A 17,146-nucleotide genomic window follows, 5' to 3' on the forward strand; every position below is an offset into this window, starting at 1 on the left:
TTACAGTTTTCCAGAAATTAATGCGGCACTGAAATATAAAATATATATTATTAAAATATATATAAAAAAACCGTATATATAATCTTTTATATAAAATACCTTAAGATAATAAAATAAAGGGGTTAATATCTGGAGCCTTCTAACGCCTATATCGGCAAATACAGGGCTTAAAACTATTGACGCTATAAGAGATAACGGCATAATGGCGGCAATCTGATAAATACTTTTACATAATATACCAATCAGACTGCAAAATCCTGACACTGCTATTATAAGCATAAGCATATTTATAATTTCAGCATACAGGCTTGTAAATACTCCTGATACCGCAAATGCCGCAAGCATCATAATTCCTGAATTAATTAATATGCTAAATATATATGCAAGCCCTGTAACAGGCTGAAGATCAGAATCAAGCCATGTAAAAAGCCCTGCCTGAAGGTCGCTTTTATAATACATGGCAGCTGCAAATCCGCACAACATAAGCCATACAGCCATAAGCCCCCTTAAAGGTGATAAAAGATATCCCCTTTGATTTATGTCGGTTTGGTTTTCCGGTGAGCTTTCTGAACCTATATAATCGAATTCTACAATATTATCCTTTATATTTATGCTTTCATATGCCGCCTTTATTTCATTATCAAAGTCTTTATCTTTCGAGGTTTTTCCGAATATATTGTACATATACCCCCTGTATGCCGCATAAGATATATACGGAAATATATTTTTATATATTATCTCCTTAGAAAGATCATACAGTGTACCTTCTTCCTTTTGTATTACCTTTACCACAGGCTTGAATTTACCCAGATATGATGCCGCAGCTTTTTTTAATGAAGCCGGAAAAACCCATGCGGCATCAACCTCATGAGATAATATAAGGTTATATGCATCTTCTTCGGAATCTGCATCAATAAAATGTATCACACTGCCTGATTCCTTTATATTTTCTATAACTTCAGTCAAATCCTTACTGTCCTCAAAAGCCCCTATGTCATTATCCGCCGCATCATATTTTGCAGCAACCAGTGCTACTGTGAGAATACCGCTTTCCTGCTTTGAGACTTCAGAAAGCCCCCAGGCAAGAAATGGAAGCAGTATAAGCACTGCAATAAAGCTTTTTTTTCTAAACAGCCGTTTATTTAACATTATATACCATGTAATTAATTTAAAAGTTCTTTTCAAGTCTTTGTTTCCTTAATATAAATGATAATATTAAAAAAGCCAGTATATATATAAACAGCACGACTGTATATAATACGCTTTTATTGGAATCCGCAAAAGCACCAAGCATATATCTAAGTGCCGCACCTAAAGGAAGCAGTGCAGATATATTCCTTACAGCTTTAGGGAAAAAATCTGCCGGATATAAACAGCCGGATATGTATGCAAGTGAGATTGCAGTTATAAATACTGCTATAACAGAGCTTATAATATCTCCTGCCAATTCATATATTAAAAATATAAAGGCTGAAAGCATAAAAATCACAGGTATAAATCTTACCACAAACTCTATGGCACTTATACTGAAATTTTCATAAGAAGCATTTATATCAATATGGGCAGACAGAATAACGACAGATATAGATAAAAAAATTGTAAATACTGAAACCATAAGTATCATTGAAAATGCAATATATTCACCGAGCACCTGTGAAACTGCATTATGCCCCCTTATATACAAAAGCCTGTAAAGTGCCTTATCTGTCTTTACAAGAAAAAGCCCTGAGCCTATGCCGAGTAGAAATGTAAAAAAAATCATAAGCCCTGATGAATAGTATTCAAGAGTTGAAGCCCCTCTTAGACCATCGGCGATATTTACATCATAGATATTTTTTCTTGAAAGTACAATAGACAAAAAATTATTGTTCATATTTTTTGTATGTGCAGCTATCTCATCTTCTCTGCCGTTTATATTCATATATGCCTGCATAGCATAGATAGCTTTTTCAGAATTAACTATAATTGAGGATATGACTCCGGCGGTATCTCTTGCGACCATCTCAATAAGCCCGCCATCTTTTTGTGTTACATATTTTATAGGTATATTTTCTCCTCTGCCCAGAGCCTCTATAAAATCATCATCTATAACTATATATCCGCTTACTTCACCTTTTAAAAGTTTATCTTTTGCCTCGTCTTCAGACATGTAACTGAAATTAATACTTACCCTTGAGGAATCCAGATTATTTAACATACCTATACCGAAGCCCAGATATGACTCCTCTGTATTTCCAACAACGGCTACCTCAATCTTTTTCTTTCCCTGTGCCATCTCATCAGGTTTAAAAAGCATAAATGCTGTAAGCCCCAGTCCCAGCAGTATCAATATACTTGATATCACTGCTAAAGGCAGAAGTCTTAATGCTCTTTTCATTTGTGTTATAACATAAATCCAAAACTTTCCCATAAACCGGTGCCCTCACAATTTTGACTTTATTTATTATTTATGATACAAGTGTCAAAAGTACAAAAATTCAATGCAAGCTTGCTTGCAAGAGAATTTATTATCTTTTGACAACTACATCATTATTATAATAACTAAATACTATCTAATCCTGTCTACAAGCTTATGTACATCACCGTCATATATATAAGCTTCAAGAATGCCGTTTTTTAATATATAATGCCTTGTACATAATTTAAGATCTCCCTCATCATGCGTTACAAGAATTATGCTTCCGCCTGCTTTTTTAAAAGCATTTATATAATTATGTATATGTTCTTTACATACAAGATCAAGTGCCGCAGAGGGTTCATCCATTAAAAGCACTCTCGGTGAAGATGCAACTGCACAGGCTATTGAAAGTCTTTTTTTCATACCTCCGCTCATGCGGCTCACCCTTACATTTAAAAACTCGTCAATTCCAAGCATTGCAGGTACACCGCTTTTCAAAGCCTTTAAAAGCTCATTTTTATCATACCATAAAATAAGATTATCCCACGCACTAAGTTCTTCAATAAGAGGATTCGTCTGAGGTATAAGTCCTACTGTGCTGCGCCTGAATATCTTATCCCTGAGCAGATCACGCCCCATATATATAAATTGCCCTGCATCAGGCTTAAGTATTCCTGCTAAAACAGAAAGCAGTGTGGTCTTTCCGCTTCCGTTTCCACCCAGAATTCCCACACAGCTTCCCTCATTCATCTCAAAATTTATATCTTTTAAGACTATTTTTTTTATATACTTTTTTTCAATACCCTTTATTTTTATCATCTCTTTATCCGTGTTTATTTTAAGTTCGTATGCCGCCTATTTCAAATAAACGGCATACGGGTAAAATTAATAATCGCTTAAAATATCCATACTTCTTTCAAGTTCATCTATCCATTTTTCAGGAAGATCGGTTTTACGCAATTTTTCAAACAGCTTATCCCAATCAGCATTTTTCATCCATGATCTCATATCATCCGTATTATTCATATTAACTTCATCTCCATCAGGAATCTTTATATCTTCAGCTTTTTCAGTATACTTACTATTTCCTGTAAGAGTAAAGTATTCTTTACCGCCAACTGTAATCACTGCTTTTAAATCATCTCCCTTTAATGAAACTGCTACTTTTGAATTATCAGGAATAGTATACACTGATGCCAAAGCCCCCTGCTCCGGAATAGTAAGCTCAAAATCCATATTATATTTAGCATTTTCAAATGCATTTACATCAAAGCTCTTTAAATCAATATTAAACAGTTCAACCAGATCCCCATCATCTTCTTTTTCATCATAATACATATTGTAACTGTTTACATTTTCCGAATCTGTTGATACTGTAAACTGACCGCTTAAATTGTTTGAAGCATATTTGCCATTTCCGTTTATAAATAATAATATTTTATTCTCATCTGAAATATTAAGCTCATATCCAAACTTATCACCTTGAAACGGCATCTTATACTCAGACTTTGATATGGAATCTTCCTTATCAAGTAATTCTATACTGTTACCTGCAAGCTCTCCCTTATCATTTACCCATATAGTTGAGATTATAGTTGAATCATTCATATCCTGTTTAGAAATCTCATCACTTATCTTATCTAAATACTCCTGAAATTCTTTATAAAACTCCTCTTTCGTTGAAGGCAGCTGAGCTCCGTACATATACGGTATTGAAGAATTTCCTACCATTAATGTGCTATATAATGATTCAACTATCTTTTTAACATCTTCATCATTTTTGGCTTCCTCAGTCATGCTCTGAAGCATTTTAGCATAGTCATCACCCTTAATTGTTGCCTCAAGTTTAGTAACATTTTGTTCAACTCCAGATGCTGAAAGCTTTTCCGTACTTTTTTTAACATCACTTGCAGAATCAAGAAGCATAGCACTGTATTTATTTACAACCTTCTTTATATCACTTCCCTTTGGAAGTGCATCATAGTAAGCTTCGTCTTTAAAGGCACTCTGAATACTTTCCGACATATACTCATTATCTGAAAGATCCGTATAAAGGTACTCTTTTGAAAGGTCGGGAAGCTCTATCAAAAATTCCTCCGGAGTCATCCAGAAATTAAATGAGAGCATATCCTTATCATTTAAAAGATATTCTGCATAAGCCTCAACAGTCTTTGACTTCACCGAGCCTGTTATATTAATGCCCACGCTTTTAAGCCATGACAAATCCTCACCCCGGGCAAAACCCTCAAGCTCTGCAATTAAATCATCACCGAATTCAAGCTTAAATTTTGCATCATATTTTGTATCAAGATATTTTTTTGCTAAATCTATATTGCTGTCATAGCTTTTCACAAAACGTTCAGTCGTTTTATCTATATGTCTTTGTGCAACATACTTATAATAGTCTTTAGGAGATGAAAATGTCTTTTTAAACAAATTTTCCATCGCAGAGGCATTAGATATACAGAATACAGCTATTAAAACAATTACCGCCGCTACACCGCCTGCTATAAACTTAAAAGCTCCGCCCTTTTTCACCTGCTGACCCTGATTAAACATATCTTGTGCACCTGGCTGCTGTGAATAGTTGTATCCCGAGCCGGCACCCTGAAAAACTCCCTGAGTGCTTTCTTTTTCTAAATCCGGCTGTACTCCCTGCTGTGTCTGCTGCGAGCCTTCAAAAGCCTCAGACTTTGGTGTATACTGATATGTATTCGGGGCAGCTTCACCTGACTTATATACACCTGATTGAGTTACTTGTGGTGTATCCTGAGCAGCACCCTCCTGCACCGCTTCACTTGAACCGGTATCAGGCCGTGTCTGTATAGGCTCTTTTTGTATATTCACCGCTTCAGACTGTGCCTGTATACTTTCTGTCTGTACATCAGGCTGTGTATATACACCTTCATTCTGCATATCAGACTGTGAAACAGGAATCTGTTCATTTTCAGCTGAGGCTGCATCAGTCTGAGCCGCCGAAATTTCCTCACTCCCCCCGCTTTGGACAGGCTCTCCGCAATTAGTACAAAATTTATCGTTCTCACTTAATTCAAAACCGCATTTCTTACAATTCATTATTACCAGACCTCCAATCTGTAAAAACTTTATAATAATAAATATATACTATAAAATCATTTACGTCAATCTTAAAGAATATTTTATATTTATTTAAGGAAATGCCGCTTAAACATCAAATAAGTGCGAAAATCACATACGCTTGTGTCAATCTTATAGGATTCTGTGTTATACATACTGACCTGAATAAATAAAATACTTATTAAATCGGGATCTCACAAGACTATATATTTTTATATAAGATATATACAAAAAAAACTTTGATATGATATACTTTATTGTAAGTAAAAATATATAAAAGAATCATACTTTTAGTTATGTTAACAAACTTATATAAATAAATCCTATTTAAATATTATTCAAGCAGATATGAAAGGAACCACAAAATTATGACCAAAAACAAACATGGTGCTAATCTTTTTGAACTGGCAAAAAAATATAATTTTAATATGGAAAATATAATGGATTTCAGCTCAAACATAAACCCGTTCGGTGCAAGCCCTAAGGCACTTGAATATGTATGCAGTCATATAGAAAATGTATCTATCTATCCTGACCCGGAATATAAAAACCTTATTAATTCAATATCCCTTTACTGTCAGGTACCGGCAGAAAATATACTGCTTGGAACAGGTGCAACAGGTCTTATATCAGGTTTTATAAATTATATAAAACCTAAAAATGCCATGATAATACTTCCTGCGTATTCCGAATATGAGTATGAACTCAATAAACTTAAATCATGCAATATATTTTTTCACTGCCTTAAAAAAGAAAATGACTTTCGTATTGATATTAAAAAACTTATTGATGATGTTAATAAAAATAATATAGAACTTTTAATAATGTGCAGTCCTAATAATCCTACAGGCAGTGTATCAGACATACTCTGCACATCACAGCTTTTATCAAAAACTTCATGCCATGTTATGATAGATGAGACCTATGTTGAATTTACCGATATTAAAAAATACTCTTCAATTAGTTTATCTCATAAGTATCCTAAACTCTTTGTTATAAGAAGTACAAGCAAATTTTTTGCAGTTCCGGGTATACGTCTGGGCTACGGCATATCATCAAATAAAGACTTTTTAAAGCAGTACTCTTTAAATTCAGAACTTTGGCAGATAAATATAATTGCCTCTATGATGGGAGAGGTCATGTTTACTGATACCGGATTTATAAACAATACTTATAACAAAATCTCATACGAAAGAAAGTATCTTATAGACTCATTAAGTCATATAGCACAGCTTAAAATCTACCCGTCATATGGAAACTTTATACTCTGTGAAATAACCTCAAAAAAACTTAATTCTGCAGAGGTTTATGAAAAACTCATCTCAAAAGCCGCAGCAATAAGAAACTGCTCAAGCTTTAAGACACTGGACGAATATTTTTTCCGTATATGTGTATTAAAACATGAGCAGAATGAATTTCTTATAAAAAACCTTAAATTAATATTTGATGAATAAGCAGATTATAACATAAAGATACTTTAAAATCTTCTGTTTTTACTTTTTAAGTTTTTTAAAGCCCGCTTGTATTTATCCTATTGCTTTAAATCCAAGCTCAAGATCACCTATTATATCATCTATATGTTCAGTACCTATTGAAAGACGTATAGTATTTGCCTTTATTCCCTGATCAAGAAGTTCCTCCTTTGTAAGCTGCGAATGAGTTGTTGTTGCAGGGTGTATTACCAGACTCTTGACATCGGCAACATTAGCAAGTAAGGAAAAAATTTTAAGGTTGTCTATAAACCTATGCGCCTCTTCCTGACCGCCTTTAATCTCAAATGTAAATATAGATGCTCCGTCATTCGGAAAATACTTTCTGTAAAGCTCATTATCAGGGTGATCAGGCAAAGAGGGATGATTTACATGTTCAACTTTCGGATGTTTTGAAAGATACTCAACAACCTTTTTTGTATTTTGTACATGTCTTTCAATACGTAATGAAAGCGTCTCAATGCCCTGAAGCAGTAAAAATGCATTAAACGGCGATATTGCAGCACCTGTATCTCTAAGAAGTATAGCTCTTATATATGTAACAAATGCGGCAGGACCGGCAGCATCCACAAATGATACGCCATGATAGCTTGGATTCGGATCTGCTATATTTTTAAATTTGGCAGCTGATTTCCAATCAAATTTGCCTGAATCAACTATAATGCCGCCAAGTGTTGTTCCATGCCCTCCTATAAATTTTGTTGCAGAATGTATAACAATATCTGCACCATGTTCAATAGGGCGTACAAGATACGGTGTTGCAAATGTATTATCAACAACAAGTGCAATGCCGTGTTTATGCGCAATCTTTGCAACCGCATCAATATCAGGTATATCACTGTTCGGATTTCCAAGTGTTTCAAGGTAAATCGCTTTTGTATTTTCTTTTATGGAATTCTCAATCTCTTTAAGATTATGTGCATCAACAAAAGTCGTATTTATACCATAATGAGGTAAAGTATGCTCAAGCAGATTGTAGGTTCCACCGTAAATAGTTTTCTGTGAAACTATATGTCCGCCGTCAAAAGCAAGTGCCTGTATTGTATAGGCTATTGCAGCGGCTCCGCTTGCTACTGCAAGTGCGGCAGTTCCTCCCTCAAGTGCTGCAACCCTTTTTTCAAGTACTTCCTGTGTTGAGTTTGTAAGCCTTCCGTAAATATTACCTGCATCGGTAAGTCCAAATCGTGCTGCTGCATGGGCTGAATCTCTAAAGACATATGATGTGGTCTGGTAAATAGGCACCGCCCTTGCATCTGAAGCCGGATCAGGATTTTCCTGTCCTACATGAAGCTGAAGTGTTTCAAATCTATATTTGCTCATTTTTTATTCTCCTTTAACTTTATACATTTAATCTATACAAAGCCCTTAAATTTATCATCACCGTCTTTTATAACAGGTCTCTGACGTTTTTTCTTTTCCTCACCTGCTATCCTGCCATGCTCAAGCGTAACCATCCTTTCAGCCTCATCTCCGACCTCAGGATCATGTGTAACAACTATAATCGTACTTCCTGCATTATGCAGCTTTTCAAAAATATCCATTACCACATATTCATTTTTTTCATCAAGATTTCCGGTAGGTTCATCAGCCAAAAGAAGTGCAGGATGATTTATAAGCGCTCTTGCTATGCAGACTCTCTGCTGCTCACCTCCTGACAGCTGGTTTGGAAGGTGCTTTGCCCTGTCTTTAAGTCCAACCGCCTCAAGTGCCTCCATAGCCTCCTCTTCATCAGGCATTGAATGATAATACTGAGACATCATCACATTTTCAAGAGCAGTAAGATAATTTACAAGATGAAACTGCTGGAACACAAGCCCTATCTTATCACGCCTTATAATTGTAAGGTCCTTTTGTGATACCTTTGATATATCAGTACCGTCAAGTATTACCTCACCAAGTGAGGGTTTGTCCATACAGCCTATTATATTCATCATTGTAGTCTTGCCGCTTCCTGAAGGTCCCATTATGGCAAGCCATTCTCCTTTTTCAACTTTCAGGTTTATGTTGTCAAGCGCTTTAAGCTCACCGTATATCTTTGATACATTCTTTAATGTAAGTATATCCATTAAATCTCTCCTACTATATATAAGTCATAGTCATTTTTTTATTATAAATTTGGCTGCAGCTTAGTACAGCCAAATATTGGCGTTTACCCAAAACATTTTTATTAAAGTCGCCGTGTAGATACTATACCACCGGCTAAAAAATCAAAAATCTTAATACTGCCATAGTATAAGCTATGCATGAATATCTCCACGCCTTATTCTCCTCTTAAAACAAGTGCAGGCTCTATATCAACAGTCTTGCTTACAGGTATACTGCATGCAATCATAGTTATTATTATAGAAACTATTACCGTAACCGGTATCATGGCAGGCAGAAAATGGATTCTCCTTGCAAAAACGCTCATACCAACCTGAAGAGCAAAAAAGTAACCCATACCCGATCCTAGAAGCCCTCCGGCGAAACCAAGCATCATTCCTTCTCCTAAAAAGTCTGAAACTACACTTTCATTTGAAGCTCCGAGTGCCTTTTTAAGTCCTATTTCTTTCCTTCTTTCAGTAACAACCGCCATCATAGTTGTTGAAACGCATATCATCATTATTCCAAGTACAATAACTGTAACTATCCATACAAGCGACTGTAACTTTGTAAGTACAACATCCTGTGAAGCGGTAACACGCTTTACCATCTGGGGCGTAAGAGCTGCATCTTTTTGTTTAAGATTTTCAACTATCTGTGAAAGTTCCGCCTGCTCGGCTTCAACGCTTGCTTCAACCACATCAAGTCCCTTATCTCCAATTATTGATTTAATATCCTCAAGGCTCATAAATATAAGCTCTTCTTCCTTACCTCCTGTGGTCACCGTTCCTGCTACTATAAAGTCGGTTTGTGTAGATTCATTCTTATTTTTAGGTGTACTTAGAGTAAACTTTTCACCGGGTTTTAAGTCTATGGCTTTTGCTATTTCATTTCCCAAAAGCACCTGCCTCGGCTGTGAAGGCCACTCTCCATGAATAAGCCAATAAGGGCTGTTTTTCCTTGCTCCTTCAAGATCGGTTCCCGCAACTATATACGGCTGTTCATTTATCTTTGCATTCTGATATATATATGGTGCAAGTCCTACAAGTTTTCCGTCAGGTATACCCGCCTTTATCTCTTCAAACTGTTCATCAGTTATCTTGTGTTCCGAATCGGTAGGTATAACTATCATATTTGCACCGTATGACCTAAATTCCTTACCAAGCTGTCTTGGTATATCATAGTATATTGTAACAAGTCCTGAAAGTATAGTAGCCCCCATAGCTATGGCAAGAAGTGCGGTTATCATCCTTGAGCGCCTTCTTGCTAGAGAGGCTGTAACCATCCTCCAGTACATAGATCTTTTTTTCATATTTAATTATATTTCCCCATAACTGTATAATATTTATTGCTTTTCCTACCTTCCATGCAGCACTTCGGTAGGATTAAGATTTACAAGATACCTTATGGCAGGTATACTGCCAAGTATAGTTACTAAAAATACAAGCACTGCAACTATGGGTATTACCATAGGCGCAGGCGGTATCGCCGATCCGAATACTCTGTACCCTATAATCTGTGTAAATCCGATTCCTGCAAAATATCCTACAAATCCGCCTATTATACCGGTGATTACTATTTCGGTAAGTATTGTAAATATAACTTTTGTATTGCTTGCACCCACGGCTTTTTGAAGTCCTATCTCCATCCTTCTTTCCATAACCCCGGCAGTTACAAGATTTGATATGCCCAGTGCGGAACCTGCAAGGCTCAGTATGGTTATAAGTACCATAAGTAAAGTGGTTTTATTTAGAATATCACCCTCAGATTCTGCAACCTGCCTTATCGGTTTTGCAACGGAATCGGTTATGACCTCCTGTATCTGATAACATATGGAGCTTACATAAGCGGTACAGTACCATACCTCCTGCTCCTTTAATGTAAGGCTTAAAGGATTCTGTGCCGCTCTCCTTGCCAGTTCATTATCAGGGGTTGTAAGAGCGCTTACTTCTATCCTGTTTACGACATTTTTCTTTCCTTCCAAGTCCTGTGCAAGCTTTAATGATGAATATATATACTGGTCCTCATCACTTCCTGAATTAAATATCCCCTTTATTTTTACAGTCTTTTTAAGATTCGGTGTTGAAAGCTCTACACTGTCTCCGACTTTTAAATTATTTCTTGCAGCGAATACAGAGCCTGCCATGATCATATCATCGTCATCATCATTAACCCACTCACCTTCTATCTCCCACCAGCTTTTAAGCTTTATCATACCTGTATCAAGTATTTCTCCGGTTTGAAGCTCCATATGGTGTGCAAACCAGGTACCTACAAGTCTTGTATCCTTTGAATCATCATTTACTTTAACCTTTGCGTAAAAATACGGTGTAAAGTCAACTATATTAAATGCCCAAAATATAGTCTTTATATTTCCCAGTTCATCTTCATTCAGATAGTTTTGTCCTTTTTCCTCCTGATCACTCACACCGTATATATCATCAAGAAAAGAGGCTTCTTTAGGCACTACATTTATATTTGCACCATATGCCTTTAATTCCTGATTTACCTTATCTCCTACACCAAGCATAGTATTTAACATAGATGTTGAAAGACTTACTCCAAGTGCAATGGTGAACGCTATCATAAGCATCTTGCTTTTCTGCCTGAAAAGCGCTCCCCATATCATTCTTAAAAACATATATTTTCCTCCGTCTAATTCTTAAATACATATGAAAGTGCATCAAGATCGCTGAGTGCAATTTTTATTTTTCTATCATGTACTATATATTTTACCGGTATAGGATTGCATCCGCCTTTAAAACCGATTGTACCTTTGTTCATGACAACATCACAGAGTTTGCACACAACTTCGTCCTTCCTTTCAAAATAGCCGCTCGGACCACAAAGCTCACAGGCATCAAGCCCTACACCGTAGGAGCCCTGTGCTTTTTTAATTATTATAAATCTTACTTCCTTTTTATCAGCGGCAGTATATACATATCTGTGCAGATGCCCGTCATCCACACTCTCAAGCGTAATTACGGCAAAACCGTCCTCAACCGTATAGTTTTCAGGCGGGGACAGCGGAATTTCTCTATTTACATGAGCTTTTACAACCGTTAATGACATAATATTTACCACTATAAGCACTATAAAAAATTGTGCCCAGTGTCTTTTATTTCTCATATAGAATTTAATCTTCCTAAGCTGTGCCCTGTTGCTATACGGCTGTACCACCTTTATATTCTGGCTCCACAATATAATAGGAGCTATTATAAGCACCGCCATAACCGCATAGTCAAAATATCTCGTCCTGTTAAGAGTTTCAGTTATAAGCTTAAACAATGTGATATTTTTAGGCAATATTCTTAATGAATAAAGCCTCTGTGCTATAACTGCCATCTGTGTAACTCCCCTTATAAGAAGCGTTGTTATTACAAGTGCCTTAAGCTGGTTTTCTTTAAGCCTTATCCCCGTATTGTATATAGCAAGCCCTGAAAGTATTATTACCGTAAAGCCTGTAGTATAACCTATAACCCTATAAAGCACCATAGTGCTTAGTGCCTTTTCACCGTAACTTACAAAGCCGTCAGACCTTAATATGACTGTCGGCAGATAATAAAAGAAAGATGATACTCCATACAGTGCAAGGGCTGCAAACAGCAGATTGTCATACAGAGCCCCGTTCTTTTTCTTAAGTATGCCCTTAAACATTATAAGCAGCATTATAACAGCCATAGCTATTAAAACAGGTATCATACTGTAATAGCTCAGATTGGCTCTATTTATAAAATTCGGAAGCGAACGTACTATGGCAGATACTACCGCAGCCACTATACCAAGTCCTATAGAAAGTGCCGTTAAAATATATCTTTTTCTCTCTCCTTCAGGTCTGTAATAAGCAAATACAATGCCCATCGTGATAGCAAATGCAATGCCCGACTCAAGTACCTGTATATAAATTTTTCCGTCTATTGTTGTAACCTCCTTCCATGATTGTGATTATATAAGAGAAACTGAAGAGAGATATCTCCCTTCAGCTTCTCTTATTTAGTATTATGGCATATAAAAATATATATCTCAATATAAACAATTAATTCCTAAATAACTTAAAGCTTATATATAACTGTTTATATAGAAATTACCACTGAGGACCTGCCCATTCAAATTCTTTCCACTCGGCAATTATAGGTTCTGTCCAAAATCTTCCTGTAACACCTGTCTCTTTGTCTACATGGAGAAGATAGTCATTTCCCGGAGGGCTTACTTCAAACTTAATATCATATACTCCAAGCCCCTCTTCAAACTTAATATTTGCACCATAGTGAGGACCGTCTGAAGCGTTCATAGGCATAAATGCAACTTCCTGAACCTTATCGGAACCTTTTTTCTGTATATAAGCCTTTACATGAAGCCACGGAACAAATGCTCCAAGACCGTATCCAAGCTTAGAGCCTTCTTCAGAAGCCGTAATATCAGCCTCTATATGACAATCTGCATCCTCTTTAGGTATGCTGTTTCCGGCAGGTTCCATATCAACCGGCTGGAAATAAACGCCTGCAATTACAAGCGGACCTTCCTCTATCGGATCGCCTATATCAAATTCCTGAAATCCTCCTCCAACTTCAGGTGCTTTTGCTTCTTTTGATTCATCATCCTTTTTTGAATCGTCTTTTTTTGACTCATCAGCCTTCTTTGAATCATCTTTTTTTGACTCATCAGCCTTTGAAGCATTCGATTCTTTCTGGCTGCTTTGTGCCTGAGTTGTCGTATTGCCTGAATCTGTACTGCATGCAGTCATTGAAGCAGCTACAACTGCAACTACGGCAGCACTTAATAAAAACTTCTTGATCATAATATTGATCCTCCCTTTGTTATTTTTGCCCTTGCTCTTTTTCAAGCTTGGCTCTTATTTTTTTGTTATTATTTGAATGCAGTACCAATGATACTATCATCAATACAAGCATAATAACCTGCGGTACAAGGGTTTCAACCCTTGGATAGATTCCGAGAAGCTCGACCGAAAATCCATTCATCCAACCAACCGGCGTTCTTCCCAAAACATCAGCCTCCTGAAGCTCATACACACCCTTTCCGGCAAATGAAATACACAGTATAAACATAAGTATACTTGTTACCATAAAGAAAGGCTTAAGCGGAAGCCTCATACTGAATTTCACTATAACTATATATACAATAGCAAGACATATGGCTGCTATTATTATTCCAAGCCACATATGGAACATACTTGTTCCCAAATCGTTTGCAATCATCGCCTGGAAGAAAAGTATAAGCTCCGCACCCTCTCTGAAAACTGCCAGAAATGAGGCAAATGCCAAGGCATACATATTTCCCCTGCCTATTGATTTTTCAACCTGACTTTTAATGTATCTGCTCCATACCTCAGCCTCAGACTTTGAAAGCATCCAGTTACTTACATAAAAAAGCACTCCGACTGCAACAAACATCGCTATACCTTCAAATATCTCCTGCGTCATACCCGATTCCGCAGCACCTATTGCACTTGAAACCATATTAAATATAACTGCAAGAAATATACTGAAACCTATACCTAAAACAGCCCCCAGATAAACTCCTTTAAGGTATTTCTTATTATCCGTCTTTACAAGATAGGCTATAATTGCGGCAATAACAAGTATCGCCTCAAGCCCCTCCCTCATAGTAAGTCCGAATGCCGTTAAAAAGCTGCTTGCTGCCGAAGCTGCACTGCTTTTTCCGACCGGCACCGCTTTATCATGCTGCGCAGAAGTATCCCCTTCACCCGAGTCCTCTTTCTGAGCCTCGCTCTCTTCTGAAGATGTGTCTGAATCTCCCACTCCGTCAAGCTTTGCGGCATCCTCTTTAAGCATGGCTGTAAGACTGTCTATAATTTCCTTGACTTCTTCAACGCTCTTGCCCTCTTTAACCGCTTTTTTAGCGAGATAAAACTTGTTTTCAACATCTGAACCTCTTTGGGCTGAGATATAGCTCATTACGGTTTTTTCAAAGCCGAGTTTTTCATAATATTGAAAATAAGCCTTATTTATCGCCTTTTTAGTAGCCTCTTTAGTAGCATCATCTGTGCCCTGCTTATAGATTTCAACACTCTCGTTAAGAATCTCAGTCATCTCATCGGCAACTGTTTCCCAGTTTTCATACTTCTTTGTATCCGCATATGACTGCATACATACGCCCGCAGTTATAGCAAGTGCTATAAGAAACAGGCATAAACGTTTTAAAAATATGATTTTTTTCACTTTACAAGCCTCCCATCATCCATGTTGTAGATACAGTCTGAATGCACAAGTATATCATTCTCATGTGTTACTATCAGCAGTGCTGTACCTGATGAATTAATATCTTTCAAAACCGACATTATACCATCTGTTGTTGTTTTGTCAAGATCAGATGTAGGTTCATCGGCTATAAGTATCTTTGGAGAATTCATAATCGCCCTTGCAAGAAGAACTCTTTTCAGCTCCCCACCCGATAAAGATTTCGGAAACTCATCTTTTAAATTAAGTATTCCCATCTTATCAAGGAGTGCCGATGCTCTGCCTACACCCTCTTTTGAATTATTATACAGACTCATAGGCAGCATTACATTTTCAAGCACCGTAAGGTTCGGCATTGTTCCGAGAGATTGCGGCACATAGCCTATATAGGAATTGCGGTAATTACTCTTTTGTTTATCATCAAATTCCTTAAGGTCTTTTCCTCCTATATACACACTGCCTGATGACGGCTCAAGAAGTCCTGCTAAAAGATTTAAAAAGGTGGTTTTACCGCTTCCTGAGCGTCCGGTTATATAAACAAACTCTCCCTCATCTATGGCAAAGTCTATTTCATTTACCGCTCTGAAGCTCCTGCCTCCTCTTACAAAATCCTTCGACAGCTTTTGGGTCTCAATAATATGACCCCCCATTTATCTGCTTTCCTCCGTATTCCCTGATGAAACCGATTTTTCCTGTTTCAAACCGCCTGCATTTACAAATACACAGATAAGGCTTACGATTATATACAGCCCGGCTACAAGAAAAATAGCAGGCTTTGTATGTAAATTACAGTGCATGCTCGGCATCTTGCAGGTTCCTATAATATTAACCGGCATAAGGAATGCAAGCACTCCCAGTGCAATATTTGAAAGTGCAATACCTGTTGCAGCGGCTGATTTTCTAAACAATATAAATACCGCTCCATATACTGCTATTACCGCTCCTATAGCTTTTACCGACTCGCCCATCCAATGACACTTCATAAATCCCCCGTCCTGCATAGGCATACACACAGGTGCTATTTTACCCGGAATAAGGAATAATATTACACCTAATACCAGAAATACAATACCAAAAATTAAGTTTATAGGCTTTTTATTTTCGCCTGTACTACTCATAAAATAACAAGTCCCCTCCTTTTTATAGTTTGTCATACATTGTTAGGATTTTCTAACCTTTTGACATAGGGATTATAGCATATTGATATAATTAAGGCAATAAGGTATCTTTAAAAATACATTTCCGCTTTAGAAAGTAAAATGTGTTGTTTTATAAAGTAAAAATGTACGGGTAATTTCCGGCTTGGAACGTAAAAACCTAAAAATAACTTAGCATTTAAAAAACAATGATTATAAGCCCTTATATAATTTTTCAAAAAATTTCCGTGCTTCTTCAAGCTCCGATGCATCAGGATGCCCCTTTGCCAAACCGCCTATAAGCTTAAAAGGTCCAAAGGTATCATATCCCTTGCAGCTGTAACCGCCCTTTATATTCGGATTTTTACCTTCTAAAGCCTCCTCTGCGGACTTAGGCAGCTTAAATTTACTGCCTGCCCCTTTTGTACATACGAAAAATATGTCCTTGTTCTCAGGAAGCTTTTCGGCTATATAATCAAGTACAGAGGCATGAAACTTTGAATAATATATGCCTGAAGCAAAACCTATAAGATCATAAGAGGATAAATCCCTGTCAGCATCCTTTGCCGCATCAATTAAATCCACTTCGTAGCCCTTTACCATAGCATCAATTACCTTCTTTGTATTGCCGTGATGCACTGATGCATAAACTATCGCTGTTTTCATAGATATTAGTCCTTTCTTAAAAAATATTTATTATAAAATAAAAAATATTAAATTTTAGGG

General features: G+C 36.8%; 15 protein-coding genes. 1 reads left to right on the top strand and 14 read right to left on the bottom strand.

Features of this window, described 5'->3' with window-relative positions:
• The 4 genes from HMPREF9333_RS07635 to HMPREF9333_RS07650 all read right to left on the bottom strand — a co-directional run bounded on the left by HMPREF9333_RS07635 (nt 1) and on the right by HMPREF9333_RS07650 (nt 5,473).
• Nucleotides 1-1,185, bottom strand: coding sequence for a hypothetical protein (locus HMPREF9333_RS07635; RefSeq protein WP_040882595.1), 1,185 nt, complete (start codon nt 1,183-1,185; stop codon nt 1-3).
• A complete protein-coding gene (locus HMPREF9333_RS07640; protein WP_005541154.1) occupies nt 1,169-2,410 on the bottom strand; it encodes an ABC transporter permease in 1,242 nt (413 codons plus the stop codon). Before HMPREF9333_RS07640 ends, HMPREF9333_RS07635 begins: the two co-directional genes overlap by 17 nt.
• 138 nt (nt 2,411-2,548) lie before the next feature.
• Nucleotides 2,549-3,217, bottom strand: coding sequence for an ABC transporter ATP-binding protein (locus tag HMPREF9333_RS07645; RefSeq protein WP_005541156.1), 669 nt, complete (start codon nt 3,215-3,217; stop codon nt 2,549-2,551).
• Nucleotides 3,218-3,283: 66 nt separating this feature from the next.
• Nucleotides 3,284-5,473 carry a zinc ribbon domain-containing protein gene (locus HMPREF9333_RS07650; RefSeq protein WP_005541157.1) on the bottom strand — a complete coding sequence of 730 codons (2,190 nt, stop codon included), beginning with the start codon at nt 5,471-5,473 and terminating at the stop codon, nt 3,284-3,286.
• 389 nt (nt 5,474-5,862) lie between these two features.
• Here HMPREF9333_RS07650 and HMPREF9333_RS07655 point away from each other — a divergent pair, with 389 nt between their 5' ends.
• Nucleotides 5,863-6,948 carry a pyridoxal phosphate-dependent aminotransferase gene (locus tag HMPREF9333_RS07655; RefSeq protein WP_005541159.1) on the top strand — a complete coding sequence of 362 codons (1,086 nt, stop codon included), beginning with the start codon at nt 5,863-5,865 and terminating at the stop codon, nt 6,946-6,948.
• A 72-nt stretch (nt 6,949-7,020) separates the two neighbouring features.
• Here HMPREF9333_RS07655 and HMPREF9333_RS07660 read toward each other — a convergent pair whose 3' ends face one another.
• The 10 genes from HMPREF9333_RS07660 to HMPREF9333_RS07705 form a co-directional block, all read right to left on the bottom strand.
• On the bottom strand, nt 7,021-8,304 hold the full coding sequence (locus HMPREF9333_RS07660) for an O-acetylhomoserine aminocarboxypropyltransferase/cysteine synthase family protein (protein ID WP_005541161.1): 1,284 nt from the start codon (nt 8,302-8,304) through the stop codon (nt 7,021-7,023).
• A gap of 32 nt (nt 8,305-8,336) precedes the next feature.
• Nucleotides 8,337-9,050, bottom strand: a complete 714-nt coding sequence (locus tag HMPREF9333_RS07665) for an ABC transporter ATP-binding protein (RefSeq protein WP_005541163.1) — start codon at nt 9,048-9,050, stop codon at nt 8,337-8,339.
• Between the two features lie 194 nt (nt 9,051-9,244).
• Nucleotides 9,245-10,378 (bottom strand): ABC transporter permease, encoded by a 1,134-nt coding sequence (locus HMPREF9333_RS07670; RefSeq protein ID WP_005541165.1) that lies wholly within the window; start codon nt 10,376-10,378, stop codon nt 9,245-9,247.
• 45 nt (nt 10,379-10,423) lie between these two features.
• A complete protein-coding gene (locus HMPREF9333_RS07675) occupies nt 10,424-11,707 on the bottom strand; it encodes an ABC transporter permease (RefSeq protein ID WP_005541166.1) in 1,284 nt (427 codons plus the stop codon).
• A gap of 14 nt (nt 11,708-11,721) precedes the next feature.
• The gene (locus HMPREF9333_RS07680) at nt 11,722-12,927 is read right to left on the bottom strand and encodes a Fe-S-containing protein (RefSeq protein WP_005541167.1); all 1,206 of its coding nucleotides are present in this window, start codon (nt 12,925-12,927) and stop codon (nt 11,722-11,724) included.
• 223 nt (nt 12,928-13,150) lie between these two features.
• Nucleotides 13,151-13,864, bottom strand: a complete 714-nt coding sequence (locus HMPREF9333_RS13160) for an iron transporter (protein ID WP_005541168.1) — start codon at nt 13,862-13,864, stop codon at nt 13,151-13,153.
• Between the two features lie 19 nt (nt 13,865-13,883).
• Nucleotides 13,884-15,266 (bottom strand): FTR1 family iron permease, encoded by a 1,383-nt coding sequence (locus HMPREF9333_RS07690; protein ID WP_207635719.1) that lies wholly within the window; start codon nt 15,264-15,266, stop codon nt 13,884-13,886.
• Nucleotides 15,263-15,934 (bottom strand): ABC transporter ATP-binding protein, encoded by a 672-nt coding sequence (locus tag HMPREF9333_RS07695; RefSeq protein ID WP_005541170.1) that lies wholly within the window; start codon nt 15,932-15,934, stop codon nt 15,263-15,265. Before HMPREF9333_RS07695 ends, HMPREF9333_RS07690 begins: the two co-directional genes overlap by 4 nt.
• Nucleotides 15,935-16,402, bottom strand: coding sequence for a DUF4418 family protein (locus tag HMPREF9333_RS07700; RefSeq protein ID WP_005541171.1), 468 nt, complete (start codon nt 16,400-16,402; stop codon nt 15,935-15,937).
• Between the two features lie 231 nt (nt 16,403-16,633).
• Nucleotides 16,634-17,086 (bottom strand): flavodoxin family protein, encoded by a 453-nt coding sequence (locus HMPREF9333_RS07705; RefSeq protein WP_005541172.1) that lies wholly within the window; start codon nt 17,084-17,086, stop codon nt 16,634-16,636.
• Nucleotides 17,087-17,146: the final 60 nt, after the last annotated feature.

Origin of the sequence: Johnsonella ignava ATCC 51276, from assembly GCF_000235445.1 — a bacterium.
GTDB lineage: Bacteria > Bacillota > Clostridia > Lachnospirales > Lachnospiraceae > Johnsonella > Johnsonella ignava.